This is a genomic window from Barnesiella sp. CU968 (assembly GCF_905219685.1).
Taxonomy (GTDB): Bacteria; Bacteroidota; Bacteroidia; order Bacteroidales; family Muribaculaceae; genus Lepagella; species Lepagella muris_A.
Window position 1 is genome coordinate 1 of the sequence record NZ_CAJMXD010000032.1, and the last position, 14578, is coordinate 14578.

Below are 14578 nucleotides of genomic sequence, written 5' to 3' on the forward strand. Positions count from 1 at the left end.
GGTATAAATAGTTTGTGTGAAGTCTGCGCCGTGATGGCGCGGACTTTTTTTATAGATTACATTTGGAATATTGGTTTCTGGGCGTTAAATTTGTAATTTAAACGGATGGAATATAAAGCGCAGATAAGAAAATGAAGATATTTACATCGCGGGCAATCCATGAATTAGACAGTGCCACCTGTGAGGCGCAGCAGATCAGTTCCATAGACCTTATGGAGCGCGCTGCCGAGCTTGTGGCGGATGAACTGAATTCCCGCTTTCTGCCAGGTCAGCGTTTCGTTGTCATGGCAGGTCCGGGAAATAACGGAGGGGATGCCCTCGCCGTGGCACGTATGCTTATAGAACGTGGATATAAAAGGGTGGAAGTGTTCCTTTTTAACGTTACGGGAAAACTCAGTCATGACTGCGATGAAGAGCGGAAGAAGCTTATTACCATAGACGGTGTGGATTTTACCGAGGTCTCACGCGAATTCAATCCTCCTTATCTGAGTGACAAGGATGTCGTGATTGACGGACTTTTCGGTTCCGGGCTCAACAAACCGTTGATGGGCGGTTTTGTCGCGGTTACGCGTTATATCAACGAATCCGGTGCCTATGTGGTGTCGATCGATCTCCCGTCTGGATTGTTCGGTGAATGGAATTCACAGGTCAACCGTCGTGATATAATCCATGCCAGCCTTACGCTTGCTTTCCAGATGCCGCGCCTGTCGTTTTTCTTCGAAGAGAACTACACAGTGCTGGGTGAATGGAAACTTCTTGACATAGATCTTGACGAGACCAAAATCAAGGAATTGCCGGCTGACTACATGCTTGTTGAAAGCCGCAATATACGGCCGTTGTTGCAGAAACGTCTCCCGTTCACAGGAAAACGCGATTATGGATCCGCGCTTCTGTTTGCCGGCAGCACTGGAATGATGGGGGCCGCCGTGATGTGTTCCCGGTCAACTCTGCGCAGTGGAGCGGGACTGGTGACTGTTCATGGTCCCAAGGGGGGGATTTCCATTCTTCAGACGGCTGTGCCGGAAGCAATGTTCGAACCCGACCGCAACGAACATTTTATCACCGATATGCGTATTCATCACGATCATCAGGCAATTGCTGTCGGACCCGGAATCGGCACTAACGGTCAGACTATAGACGCGCTTGAAGCGTTGCTTAAGAGCGGAGTGTCGCCGCTTGTGCTTGATGCGGACGCGCTCAACTGTATTTCAAAGCGTCCGTCGCTGCTGAGTCTTTTGCCCGCTAAGACAATAATCACTCCGCATATAGGTGAATTCGACCGCCTCTTCGGAGAGCAACGTTCTTCGGAAGACCGGTTGAAAACGGCAATAGAGATGGCGCGTCAATATGGTATAATCATCGTTCTCAAGGGGCATTATACAGCTACTGTGCGCCCTACCGGAAGAGTGTATATAAATCCTACCGGAAACCCCGGAATGGCAACAGCCGGAGCAGGAGATGTACTCACGGGTATCATCGCTGCTTTTCTCGCGCAGGGCTATAAACCCGAACACGCCGCGACAATCGGGGTCTTCGTGCATGGGCTTGCCGGAGACATAGCTGCGGAAAAGATAGGTGAATTCGGCATGACCGCCGGAGATATAGCAGCGTATGCGGGACGTGCGATACGGATGATAATAGATAAGAATGTGTAAGCAAAAATATAAGATATGAAATTATACGGTATTTTGACAATAGCGGCTGTGATGCTTGGCGGATTCGGTTCCAGTGCCCAGCAGACCAAAATACTCACGGCAGACAAACATAATGAATACGGACTGGTCTACACACTACCCATAACGACGCTTGAAATAGAGGTGACGGCTAAGCGAACGGTAAGTAAGGCTGGACCTTATTATCAGTATGCAAAGAAATTCATTGGGACGGACAAGGTAATAAAGGAGGATTCCGAGTCATGGACAATAACCGGTGTCCGTGTGACCCCTTATGGAGTCGCTGATTCCGAGAATCGCTATCTTATGCAGCTGAAAAGCGGAGCTGTGACATACATATGTGTTGATGAAAACGGCATGTTGCTCTCAATCAATCGTGATGTTCCCGCTCCCGCTTCAACCGTTGCTGCCTATACACCGGAAGAAAACGGAGTAGAAAAAGTCAGAATAAACGAATACCTTCAGTATGTGAATGAGGATTTCATCGCGTCTCAGAGTTCCGCGAAGCAGGCTCAGATGCTCGCCGAGAATCTCATGGAAATACGCGAAGCAAAGATCGCGTTGACACGTGGCACTGCGGAGACGATGCCTCAGGACGGCAAACAGCTCGAGCTTATGCTCACATCGCTGTCTCATCAGGAAGCGGCTATGACAGCGGCGTTTGCCGGAGTCACGGAAGTGGAGACCGTAACAAAGACATATACATTCACCCCCCGCGATGATGAGCGGCAGATACTCTTCAGAATGAGCGATTTCGCAGGATTTGTGGGTGCGGACGATTATTCCGGAGATCCGGTTTATATAACAGTGAATGTAACTAATCGCGGAGAACTCCCTGTGGATGCCAAAGGTGAAGAGAAAAAACTCCCTAAGGATGCAGTTGTATACACTATACCCGGCGCAGCGAAGATATCGGTTTCTTCGCTTGGAACCACGCTTTATGAGCGGGAGATGGAGTTCTCACAGTTCGGTGTGAGGTTCGGTTTGAATCCATCGCTTTTCAGCGCGAAGAAGAACCGCTCTTTTGCGACATTCAGCCCAATAACCGGGGGATTGACCGAAATTGGCGAGGATGGCGGAGAATAATGCTCTGACACTGCAGCAGCTCCAGCAACTGATAGGAAACACTGTCAGAATGAACCCGCAACTGCAGGGTGTGTGGGTTACCGCGGAACTCAGTGATGTGCGTGTAGCCGGAGGTCATTGCTATATGGAACTCATAGAAAAAGATGTTATTGGCAATACCTGCGCCAAGATGCGCGCCATGATCTGGAACAATACACTCAATACGCTTCGCGGAAAGTTTTATGCAGCCACCGGCAAGGACATATGCACAGGCATGAAAGTGATGGTGCGCGGTTCCGCCAACCATCATAACCTATACGGGTTGAGTTTCACAATCAGTGATATTGACCCGGCATACACGGTAGGAGACATGGAACGCATAAGGCGGGAGATTCTTGAAAGACTGCATAAAGAGGGCTTTCTTGACCGCAACAGAAGTCTTCGGTTCCCGCCTGTTCCCCAGCGCGTAGCCGTGATATCCGCGGAAGGTGCTGCCGGATACGGCGATTTTATTAACCAGCTGGTGAATAATCCTGATGGCTTCAAATTCTATACACACCTTTTTCCGGCGGTGATGCAGGGGGAAAAGACATCGCAGAGTGTAAGAAACGCGCTTGAGCAAATAAGAAGGAATCTTGATTTATGGGACTGCGTGGTGATTATCAGAGGTGGCGGAGCGACTACCGACCTAAACGGATTCGATGAGTACGAGGTCGCAAAGGCGGTAGCGGTTTTCCCGCTGCCTGTAGCTGTAGGCATCGGTCATGAGAGAGACCGAACTGTCCTTGACGAGATAGCGTGTAGGCGGTGCAAGACGCCTACGGCGGTGGCGGCGATGCTCATTGATTCTTTGCGTCTGGCTTACACTGCGACAGTGGAGAGGGTAAAGAAGATTGCCCGTTACAGCGCGGATGCCATGAAGGGCGAGAAATATCGTATCGCCAATATCGAGACCGCACTCCCGGCAAGAGTCCAGACGCGGATAATGCGTTCTGAAAAACGACTCGGTGAGATCGGACATTCAATCGAACGTGCTTTGTCCAGACGTTATTCCTCGGAAAGNGAGAGAATGAGAATGCTCCGATACCGGTTTGAGAAAGCGTGTATGCAGGTTACGGAAAAACCTGCCACAAAACTTAAGAATCTTGAGAATATGGTAAGAGTCCTGAGTCCTCAGAATACCATCAACAGGGGTTATTCGCTGACCTTGCTTAATGGGAAGGCTGTAAAAAGCATAGGTGAGTTGCGTAAGGGTGACACAGTCACGACGTGTCTCTCCGACGGCACTGTGGAATCCACAATAAGATAGCGCGTCAGTCAGGATAAGACGTGTATATTCAGAAACTTCTTATAATACACTAAAGATATGAGTGAACTTACATACAAGGGGGCTGTCGCCGAACTTGAAGAAATAGTGCGCAAAATGGAATCTGATGCCTGCGACATAGATCAGTTGTCTGATTATACCACACGTGCGCTTGAGTTGTTGAAGTTCTGTAAGGAACGCCTTTTCAAGACAAATGAAGAGGTAGAGAAATGCCTTGCTGAATTGCGCGAGGCTCTCCCTGAATAATAGGTGTGTCTTGGAAAACATGCCTTTGGAAAACACTCTCTGAGAAAGACTCCCGGATGTCTTATTCGCGGAAATACACACGTTTAACGCGAGGAGACACAGATGTGAGTATCTCATAAGGGATGGTGTCAAGAATGTCGGCAAGACGTTGCACAGGCAAGTTTTGTCCGAAAATTTCAACGGAGTCACCCACTTCGCAGTCAATTCCAGTTACATCTATCATGCATGCGTCCATGCATATGTTCCCGATTGTAGGAGCCTCTTTGCCATTGACCATCACAGAGATATTGCCTCTGCCGAAATGACGGTTCATCCCGTCAGCGTATCCTATAGGCAGGGTGGCTATTCTTGAACGCCGTTCGATTTTTCCCCATCGTCCGTAGCCTACGGTTTCCCCAGGTTCATACTCCCTGATAGCTATGATGACAGTGCGAAGCGTCGAGACCACCGCAAGAGGTTTCTCCATTTCCGGAGGAAGAGTGTTGGCTCCATAAAGACCGATGCCAAGACGTGCCATGTCATAATGATGTTCCGGATATCGCAGAATGCCAGCGGAGTTAAGCACATGTCTCAGAATCGGTTGCTTCGAGCGTTCAAGCATATATCCGGTATATCTGTTGAATCTTTCCAGCTGCAGTTCCGTGAAATCATCCATGTCGGGACAGTCAGCCGTGGCAAGGTGAGAGAATGTGGATTTGGCATATACCGTGTCAGTCGAGTTGATTATATCCATCAATGCCGGGAGTTCCTCCTCTACAAATCCCATGCGGTGCATACCGGTGTCAAGTTTGATATGTATCGGATATCCCGTAATGCCGTTTTTCTCAGCCTCCGCTATCACATCTTTCAGCATTCCGAAAGAATAGATTTCAGGTTCCAGCCTGTTTGCGAACATCGATTTGTAATTCACTACCTTTGGATTCATGACCATTATGGGCATGGTGATTCCTTGCCTGCGCAACTCAATGCCCTCGTCAAGCACCGCCACCGCAAGGTATGCGGCTCCGCAGTCTTGAAGAGTCTTGGCAATCTCATAACTCCCGGCACCGTATCCGGATGCCTTGACCATGCATACGATGCCGCAAGAGGAAGGAAGTGAGTTGCGGAAATAATTGTAGTTTGCCACAATGGAATCAAGATTGACCTCAAGCACCGTCTCATGTTTTCTGGTTTCCAGCATTTCAGCCACATCCTTGAAGCTGAATTCAGGAGACCCCTTGAGAAGGATTATCTCGTCCTGAAAATCGGATGTGGAGAGATTTTTGAGCAGCGAAGCGGTTGATTCGAAAAAAAGTGCGTTTTCCGGGAACAGTTCACGATGTTCGGAGAGAACCTTGCCTATCCCTATAAACCTGCTGATTCCTGCAGTCCTGATTATTTCAGCGATTTCGGTATAAAGATTACCGGTGGGGGAGGTCTCGTGGTGAAGGTCGCTGAGTATCAATGTTGAAGACTGACGCGGTATTCTTCGGCGGCGCATGAAATCAAGAGCCGGGCGAAGAGATGAGAAATCGGATGTGTAGGAGTCGAGGATTATCGAGCATCCGTTTACACCTTCTGTGACGTTTAGGCGAGTTCCGATTTTGTGGAGGTGATGGAATCTTTCCGCTATAACATCGGCTTCTATACCTTGAGATAGCATGAAAGCAAGGGCGTTGGCGGCATTCTCTATGTCCGATTCCGTATCAAGAGGCGCGGTGAATGAATTTGCAACTCCCTCCCATACATAATTTATTCTCATTTCTCCCTTGTCGGTGATATGAGTGTCGATATATAGCTGGGCATCTTCATCCTTTCTTGACCATCCGAGAATATTGCGTCCGTCCGCATATTTCATCACGGCATCGGCTATTTCAGGATAATCACTGCAATATATAATGGTTTTGGTCCGGGGCGTTGATGCGAGCATCAGTTTCTGCGAGGCTTTTTCAATTCTGGAAGAGAACCCCTCCGCATGCGCATCTCCTATATTTGTGACAATTACTGTGTCCGGGAGAATGCAAGCGGCGAGACGTTCCATCTCTCCCTTTTTCGATATTCCCGCCTCAATGATAGCCAGAGATGTTTCCTTGTCGATCTCCCACATCGACAGCGGAACGCCGATCTGGGAATTGAAGCTTCTGGGACTGCGTGATATGTCTGACAACGGCTCCATAAGCTGATATATCCATTCTTTGAGAGTGGTTTTGCCACGTGAGCCGGTAATGCCGACAATGTGTCCTTTGAAGTGGTTGTCTCTCGTCGCAATTCTCTGCAGGGCATCGATCGTATTCCCGACAACAAGCCAATTGATATCGTTTTTCTCGTGAAGCGACGGTGGAATTGCGTTGACAACGAAATTCCTCACGCCAAGCTCATACAGCTCGGAGATATATCTGTGACCGTCATTGCCATCAGTGGGAATGGCGAAAAACAATGTGCCTGCGGCATTGGCAAGCGAGCGGGAGTCTGTGAGAAGAGAAGAAATCACTCTGTCGTGTGGCAAGGCGTGAATGCCGAGCCTGGCGGCAATTTCATTTATGGATAATTGCATTGATAGGTGAGGGGAAAGGGGTTATTACGTTCTAAATTTAGAATGCAAAAATAATACTTTTTTCTGAAAAGTGTCATGGAAAGTGTCATGGAAACTGAGAAATAAAAAACGGGGGTATATCACTACACTCCCGTTTTTTCCAGACGACCTCGAAATCCTTCGAAGCCGAATGTAGGTCCTAATTCTAATTTAACTATTAATCCATAACTTTACTAATGCAACAATAAATTGTCAATGAAACGATATATGCGATTTGCTGTCATTTCTTAATCAAACTATTGGTCTGCAAAGTTACGAATTAAAAAAGTAAAAACAAAATATATGGGCAAAATAATTACCCATATTTAAGGTTTTTACGTGATTTTATGTTAAAATTATCAAAATAATTTACGCTGAAATATAAAATACGTTTGCAGGAAATATACATTTTATGCATTATATTTCCTCGGTCCATTTTATGCGTTGTATTTATCCGATAAGTCTTTCAGCCAATCCATATCCGAAGTGATGGGTGCAGTCCGCTCGATGCAAACCGGCACAACGGATATTATGCCATGAGAAAGACACCATTCATCGGTTTTTTCATTTTCAGGCTCCTCGTTGATGTATTCTCCGGTAAGCCAGTAGAACTTGTGTCCGTATGGATCGGTGTATTCACGGTATTCGTCGTTCCATCTTCCGCGACAAGCGACAGCAAGACGCATCTCTACGGGTGTGCTGCCGATATTGGGTACGTTGACGTTAAGGCATATGTCTTCGGGCAGTCCATGTTCGAGCACCTCTTTCACCAACAGGTCTATGGCTTTGTAACAAGGTGTGAAATCGGCATCATGCGAATGGTCGGTGAGTGAGAAACCTATTGAAGGGATGCCGAATGCACAGCCCTCCATCGCCGCCCCCATCGTTCCGGAATAGAGAACGTTTACCGCTGAGTTTGATCCGTGGTTGATACCTGCCACTACGAGATCTGCCTTTCTCGGCAATATGTGGTGCATGGCAAGTTTGACACAGTCAACGGGTGTGCCGCTTACCTTATACATTTTCGCGCCATTATAGTCGGGAAGCTCCGTGAGTTTCAATGCATCGTTGACTGTTATAGCCATGGATTGTCCCGAACGGGGAGCGTCAGGGCATACTGCCACTACATCTCCGAATGGAATAAGGCGGTCTATAAGGCAGTGCACACCTTTGGCACTGTAGCTGTCGTCGTTGCTTACTAATATTAATGGTCTCATATCATGTCTTGTTTTCTTGGATTTATTTTTATGGATTTGTGTCTCTTTATATAATGTTCTACAATTGCGCTTTTGTCTGCTCCCGGCTGGGCAGACAGTATATCGTTCTCCGGAAAGACATTATAATTTTTTTTCATTTTGCGGAAATCGCGGTGAGCGTCAATTATGGCTTTCGCGTTGGCAAAATCGAGTTTTGCCAGAAACATCAGGAATGCCAGAGTGTCTGCAAGGCGTCTGAACAACAATACCTTTTTTCCTTTTTTCTTCGGAAGATTCTTGTGGAGGAGAAGAAGGTTGTTGCGGAAATTAAGGTAAGTTTTGCGTGGATTTCCTTGGGCGAGCGATGCTCCGCCAACATGATATACGGATGATTCTGTCACAGCGCAGACTCTATAGCCGGCATTGAGTATTCTGCAGCACAGGTCAATTTCTTCCATGTGGGCAAAGAATCCGGCATCAAGACCGCCGAGCCGCAGATATAATTCCCTGCGGGTCATAAGGCACGCCCCCGAAGCCCAGCAGATGTCGGCAGGCGCACCATCGTATTGACCGTTGTCTTCCTCAATGCAGTCAAAAAGTCGCCCACGGCAGTAAGGGTATCCTAATGAATCAAGATATCCCCCTGCTGCACCGGCATATTCAAACCTGTTTTTTTCGGCGAAAGACAATATTTTGGGTTGTATGGCTCCCGCATCCGGATTCTTCTCCATGAAAGACAGCATCGGTTTCCACCAGTCCGGTGTCACTTCAACATCGGAATTCAGCAAAACGATATATTCATATTCGGCATCTTTTATCGCACGGTTGTATCCTTCCGAGAAGCCATAGTTTTTGTCGAGCCTGATTGTCATTACTTCCGGATGATTTTTCGCAAGCCATGCCAGAGAGTTGTCGGAAGAACCGTTGTCCGCCACAATCAGATCCGCTTCATCCGACACTGTATATTCGGATGCCTGCGGGATGAATTTTTTCAGAAGCTCCTCGCCATTCCAGTTCAGAATTATGACACCAAGTTTTTTCATGACTGAATTATTTGTGCCCTGAGTGAATCCGGATCCGAAGTGTCGTGCCCGGTAAGTCTCACTCTTGAGAGCGTGTTTATTAGTTCCGGACGGCAGGGAGCGGTAACCCTTATGTAGTTTCGGGTGAAGCCGTGCATTTCCTCCCCGCCTCTTACAGGATGCTCCCAAAGTACTTCCGCCTCGCTTCCGATGTGTTCGTTATAGAACGCCTCGAATTTCCGGTCTGAAATCGAGGTAAGAGTGTTCACTCTGCGATGCCGTTCGGAGGGAGGTACTGAATCTCCGAGAAGGAGGGCGGCAGTTCCGGGACGTTCGGAATAGGGAAACACATGAAGACGTGTTATGGGTAGCGACTCGATGAACGCAATCCCTTTCTCCCATTCCTCGCGGGTCTCTCCCCGTGCGCCGGCAATCACATCCACACCGATGAATGCGTCGGGAATCATATCCTTGATCATCGTTATCCGCGATTCGAAAAGCGAAGTGTCGTAATGTCTGTTCATTTTTTTCAGCACCAGATCGGATCCCGCCTGCAATGGAATGTGGAAATGCGGCATGAACGCGCGTGACTCTCTGGCAACCCATCTGATTATTTCTTCGGTAAGAAGATTCGGTTCGATCGATGAAATGCGGTATCTTTCTATACCTTCGACTTTGTCGAGGCTTTTGATGAGATCGAAAAAAGTCTCGCCTGTATTTTTTCCGAAATCACCTATATTGACACCGGTTATCACAATTTCTTTTCCACCCTCGTCGGCCGCGGCGCGAGCCATTTCAGTAAGCTGTGAGATTGTGCCGGATCTTGATTTTCCACGGGCAAAAGGTATTGTGCAGTATGTGCAGAAATAGTCGCATCCGTCCTGCACCTTTAGAAAGTATCTGGTGCGGTCTCCTCTTTCGCATGATGGTATGAACCCTTCGATTTCACGGAAAGGAGTCACATCGACCTGTTTGCTTCGGGAATCGAGCCATTTGTCGATATATTCCGCGGCTTTCAGCTTTTCATTTGAACCAAGCACAATATCCACACCTTCAAGAGCTGCAACCTCTTCCGGTTTCAGCTGGGCATAACATCCAGTCACAACCATTGTCGCCTCCGGATAGCGCGCGGCAAGGCGCCGAATGAGCTGACGCCCCTTCTTGTCGGCTGTCTCGGTGACAGAGCACGTGTTCACTATGATGATATCGGGAGAATCACCGCGTGCCGCTCTCGTGACCCCCCTCTCGTAGAGTACTTTGCCGATGGCGGATGTCTCAGAAAAATTCAGTTTGCATCCGAGTGTATGGAATGCTGCTTTTAGATTCTTTTCAACCATAATTGCAAAATTACTCAATTTTTATGAGAAATTTGGCTGTTTTGTTGTTAAAAAAAAGAGTAAATTCTTGACAACAGGGTACTTTATTTATTATCTTTGCAGATTGAATGGAAAATAAAGAAGTAAAAATCTCATTTTGGGCATCACATCTTACCACGATAGTGAGTGTGACCCTCGTGCTTTTGCTCGTGGGAATCATCGCTATGGTATGGGTGTGTGCCGACAACGAAACACGCCGGCTCCGCGAGCGTGTTGAACTGAGTGCGGTGATGTCCGACTCCATCGGTAATGCGCAGGCAAACGAAATCGGTAGGCGGATAAGCAGCGCCCCCTTCTCGAAAAGGGTCGTGGTGATATCCAAGGAGCAGGCATTGAAGAACTGGGCGGATGAGACAGGCGAGGATCTTGCCGAGCTTTATGGCGTGAATCCGTTGACTCCGGAAGTCTCTTTCACATTGAAGGCAGATTGGAATAGTGTGGAAAAAATCGAGGCTGTAAAGAATCAGGTATCGGCTATTCCGGGAGTGGAGAGCGTTGATGCACCTGAATCTGAGATGGTGGAAGCTATGAATTCCAATATTGCCGGAATGACGCTGGTGCTCGGAGTGGTGGCAATTGTGATGCTTGTCATTTCTTTCGTACTGATCAACAATACCGTGCAGCTTACCATATATTCAAGACGGTTTACTATTCACACAATGCAGCTTGTCGGTGCCACCAACGGATTTATATCGAGACCGGTGGTGTCAAACAACGCATTGAGCGGTCTGATAGCTGGAATGCTTGCCTCATTGTTTCTTGCCGTTGCGATGGCGTGTGCGCCCTATGCCGGAATCGGCAATATAAATTCCTACATAAGCTGGCCCGTGTTCGGGTGTATAGCAGGAGGCATGATGCTTGTCGGCGTGGTGCTTTGTGCGCTGACAGCATGGATAGCAACGGCGAAATATCTGAGAAAAGATTACGATGAGCTGTTCCGATGATCGGATATTATGCTCTGGGAGTATAAAAATACAGGAAATAAAACTTATGACAAAACTGAATAACAAGTCAGACAGCACCGTCTCCAAGGACGGACTGGATAAGGTCACAGCCGGACAGCGCCCTTTTTCGAAGATAAATTTCTGGATGATGGGCGGATGTCTCGCATTGATAATAATTGGCTTTCTGCTCATGAGCGGAGGCGGCACAAACGGAACTGATTTCAATCCGGAGGTCTTCAGCACGCGTAGGATTGTCGTGGGACCGCTTCTTGCCTTTCTCGGTTTTCTTCTCATGGCAATCTCTATTGTCTGGATCCCGAAATCAATGAAGAAATGAGAATTTTATAGGCTGTTTAAACTTTTTAAACTTTTTACGAAATATAAAGAATGGAATGGCTTGACGCCCTTATTCTGGGCATTGTGCAGGGGTTGGCTGAATATCTTCCGGTCAGTTCCAGCGGACACCTTGAGATATTCAGGGAGATACTTGGCATAGATCTTCCATCTGATGAAACATTGCAGTTCGACATAATATTGCATGCCGCGACAGTATGTTCGACACTCGTCATTCTTTGGCCGATGTTTTCCAGGCTATGTGTGAGTTTCTTCACATTCAGGCGTGACTATGATTTCTATTATGTATGCAAGATTCTTGTGTCTTGCATTCCTATAGCAGTGGTTGGCTTTTTCTTCAAGGAATGGGTCGAACAGTTTTTCGGCAGCGGACTTTTCATAGTCGGTGTGTGTCTTTGTGTCACAGCCGCTCTTCTGACATTTGCCCATTATTCCGATAGGATCGTTCCGGTGGGAAGAGGACGGGACATATCATGGAGCGACGCATTCATTATAGGATGCGCGCAGGCTGTAGCCGTTTTGCCCGGTCTGAGCCGTTCCGGCACCACGATTGCCACAGGTATAATGCTCGGTGACAGACGCGACCAGATGGCTCAGTTCTCATTTCTGATGGTAATCATACCTATTCTTGGTGAAGCGCTACTTGATGTTAAGGATATATTGAGTCCGGATCATGCGGCGCAAGCAACCGAGGTGGGCGGTCTTGCTCTTATTGTAGGCTTTGTCGCTGCATTTGTGGTAGGATGCTGCGCCTGCAAATGGATGATTGAGATTGTGAAGCGGGGCAAACTCGTGTGGTTTGCCTTATATTGCCTTGTTATGGGTATAATTTGTATGCTTTGGCAATAATGGATTTTATAAGCGGAGAAATAATAGGGATAGACAAACCGTTGGGGTGGACATCTTTTGATGCTGTGAAACGTCTCAGAGGCGCGATACAGCGAAGGCTGAGGGTAAAGAAATTCAAGGTCGGTCACGCCGGCACGCTTGATCCGCTCGCCACAGGTGTGCTGATTGTATGTACAGGGCGTGCCACAAGAGAGATCGAGACCTTGCAGAACGGTTCAAAGGAATATATAGCGGAAATAACTCTCGGTGCCACGACTCCGAGTTTTGATCTTGAGACGGAAGTTGACGCCACTTTTCCGTGGGAGCATATAACAATCGAATCGGTGCATGAGGTCCTTCCCCGTTTTATCGGGAGAGTGATGCAGGTTCCTCCTGTTTTCTCAGCGGTGAAGGTTGATGGTAAAAGGGCATATAATCTCGCACGAAAAGGGAAAGAGGTTGAACTCAAGGCAAAACCGTTGGAGATAAAGGAGATAGAAGTCTTGTCGTTTGAGGGCAGGGTTCTTACAATACGTGTTGTATGCAGCAAAGGTACTTATATCCGGGCTCTTGCGCGCGATATAGGTGAGGCTTTGTCATCGGGCGCTCATCTCACCGGTCTGCGCAGAACGCGTGTGGGAGATGTGAGGATTGAAGACTGTCTCACGATTGACAAAGCTGTGGAGGTGATAGCCAATGGTCCGCTCACTTTCCCTGATGATTATAAAATTAACAATGAAGTCGCTTCGTTGTCAGAGGTGACGGAATAGATGGATATAACCCGCCGACGTGTCGGCAGAAGAAACAAACCTGATTATGAAACTTTCACAATTCAAGTTTAAACTCCCCGAAGAGTTGATCGCACAATACCCCGCGGAAAACAGGGATGAGTGCAGAATGATGGTGGTCAATTCCAAAACCGGTGAAATCACGCATCATATTTTCAAGGAACTGATCAATTATTTCGATGAAGGCGATGTGATGATCTTCAATGATACGAAGGTTTTTCCAGCACGCCTTTATGGCAACAAGGAGAAGACCGGGGCGTGTATTGAGGTGTTTCTGCTTCGTGAACTCAATGCCGAGAATAAACTCTGGGACGTGCTTGTTGAACCGGCAAGAAAAATAAGGATAGGCAACAAACTCTATTTCGGTGATGATGATTCGATGGTTGCCGAGGTGATAGACAACACGACATCACGCGGACGCACGTTGCGTTTCCTTTATGATGGACCCCACGATGAATTCAAGGAGGCACTCTATGCTTTGGGAGAGACACCACTGCCGGAATATATCAAGCGTAAGGCTGAACCGGAGGATGCCGAGAGGTATCAGTGCATATATGCGGAAAAAGAGGGTGCGGTCATGGCGCCTGCCGCCGGTCTGCATTTCAGTCGTGAACTTCTCAAGCGTCTTGAAATAAAGGGAGTGGAAAGAGGATTTCTGACTCTGCATTCCGGTCGGGGCAATTTCAAGGAGATAGATGTGGAGGATCTGACAAAGCATCGTATGGACAGCGAGGACACGATGGTGGATGAAAAGCTGGTGGATATCGTGAATGTGGCAAAAGACAACGGACACAATGTGTGTGCGGTAGGAACGAGCGTGCTGCGTGCGCTTGCGACTGCAGTGTGCATGAACGGACGCCTGATGACTTACAGCGGCTGGACAAACAAGTTTATCTTCCCCCCTTATGACTTCACGGTGTGCAATTCGCTGATTTCAAATTTTCATATGCCTCTCAGCACAATGCTGATGATGGTTGCCGCGTTCGGCGGATATGAGATTGTAATGAAGGCATATGATGTGGCGGTGAAAGAAAAGTATCGTTTTGGCGCTTATGGCGATGCGATGCTGATATTGCGTTAATAAATAGCGCTAAGGTATGTAATTGCCTGAAAGGCGTAAAGAATTGTAATGAGGATGTGTCATAATAGCCCGTCTGGGTCGTTGGCTGAATGATTCGGCTTCGGTCATTGACGAAAGTCAACTCCCT

At 47.7% G+C, this 14578-nt stretch carries 13 protein-coding genes; 9 read left to right on the plus strand and 4 right to left on the minus strand.

The window, feature by feature from the left end; translation table 11 throughout:
* Positions 1–131 precede the first annotated feature (131 nt).
* From JX312_RS02490 to xseB, 4 genes are all read left to right on the plus strand, one after another.
* The gene (locus tag JX312_RS02490; protein WP_123403725.1) at positions 132–1655 is read left to right on the plus strand and encodes an NAD(P)H-hydrate dehydratase; all 1524 of its coding nucleotides are present in this window, start codon (positions 132–134) and stop codon (positions 1653–1655) included.
* 15 nt (positions 1656–1670) lie between these two features.
* On the plus strand, positions 1671–2759 hold the full coding sequence (locus JX312_RS02495; RefSeq protein WP_123403723.1) for a DUF4831 family protein: 1089 nt from the start codon (positions 1671–1673) through the stop codon (positions 2757–2759).
* Positions 2746–4047 carry an exodeoxyribonuclease VII large subunit gene (xseA, locus tag JX312_RS02500; RefSeq protein WP_204456931.1) on the plus strand — a complete coding sequence of 434 codons (1302 nt, stop codon included), beginning with the start codon at positions 2746–2748 and terminating at the stop codon, positions 4045–4047. Before JX312_RS02495 ends, xseA begins: the two co-directional genes overlap by 14 nt.
* A 57-nt stretch (positions 4048–4104) precedes the next feature.
* A complete protein-coding gene (xseB, locus tag JX312_RS02505) occupies positions 4105–4311 on the plus strand; it encodes an exodeoxyribonuclease VII small subunit (RefSeq protein WP_123403719.1) in 207 nt (68 codons plus the stop codon).
* Positions 4312–4372: 61 nt separating this feature from the next.
* On the opposite strand, the gene JX312_RS02510 is transcribed toward xseB, so the two are convergent.
* From JX312_RS02510 to mtaB, 4 genes are all read right to left on the minus strand, one after another.
* Complete coding sequence (locus JX312_RS02510; RefSeq protein WP_204456932.1) at positions 4373–6844, minus strand: bifunctional UDP-N-acetylmuramoyl-tripeptide:D-alanyl-D-alanine ligase/alanine racemase; 2472 nt, start codon at positions 6842–6844, stop codon at positions 4373–4375.
* 455 nt (positions 6845–7299) lie between these two features.
* Positions 7300–8079: a 5'/3'-nucleotidase SurE gene (surE, locus tag JX312_RS02515; protein WP_123403715.1), complete on the minus strand. Its 780-nt coding sequence runs from the start codon at positions 8077–8079 to the stop codon at positions 7300–7302.
* The gene (locus JX312_RS02520; RefSeq protein WP_204456934.1) at positions 8076–9101 is read right to left on the minus strand and encodes a glycosyltransferase family 2 protein; all 1026 of its coding nucleotides are present in this window, start codon (positions 9099–9101) and stop codon (positions 8076–8078) included. Before JX312_RS02520 ends, surE begins: the two co-directional genes overlap by 4 nt.
* Positions 9098–10417, minus strand: a complete 1320-nt coding sequence (gene mtaB / locus JX312_RS02525; protein ID WP_204456936.1) for a tRNA (N(6)-L-threonylcarbamoyladenosine(37)-C(2))-methylthiotransferase MtaB — start codon at positions 10415–10417, stop codon at positions 9098–9100. Before mtaB ends, JX312_RS02520 begins: the two co-directional genes overlap by 4 nt.
* 107 nt (positions 10418–10524) lie before the next feature.
* Here mtaB and JX312_RS02530 point away from each other — a divergent pair, with 107 nt between their 5' ends.
* Genes JX312_RS02530 through queA form a run of 5 tightly spaced genes read left to right on the plus strand, consistent with a single transcriptional unit; the run spans position 10525 to position 14451 of the window.
* Positions 10525–11400, plus strand: coding sequence for an ABC transporter permease (locus JX312_RS02530; protein ID WP_123403709.1), 876 nt, complete (start codon positions 10525–10527; stop codon positions 11398–11400).
* 46 nt (positions 11401–11446) lie between these two features.
* Positions 11447–11737 (plus strand): DUF3098 domain-containing protein, encoded by a 291-nt coding sequence (locus tag JX312_RS02535; RefSeq protein ID WP_124030959.1) that lies wholly within the window; start codon positions 11447–11449, stop codon positions 11735–11737.
* Positions 11738–11787: 50 nt separating this feature from the next.
* Positions 11788–12603, plus strand: a complete 816-nt coding sequence (locus tag JX312_RS02540) for an undecaprenyl-diphosphate phosphatase (protein WP_204456937.1) — start codon at positions 11788–11790, stop codon at positions 12601–12603.
* Entirely contained in the window at positions 12603–13352 is a 750-nt protein-coding gene (gene truB / locus JX312_RS02545; protein ID WP_204456939.1) for a tRNA pseudouridine(55) synthase TruB, read from the plus strand. The genes JX312_RS02540 and truB overlap by 1 nt, the downstream gene beginning before the upstream one ends.
* 46 nt (positions 13353–13398) lie before the next feature.
* Positions 13399–14451, plus strand: coding sequence for a tRNA preQ1(34) S-adenosylmethionine ribosyltransferase-isomerase QueA (gene queA, locus JX312_RS02550; RefSeq protein ID WP_204456941.1), 1053 nt, complete (start codon positions 13399–13401; stop codon positions 14449–14451).
* The last annotated feature ends 127 nt before the right edge of the window (positions 14452–14578 follow it).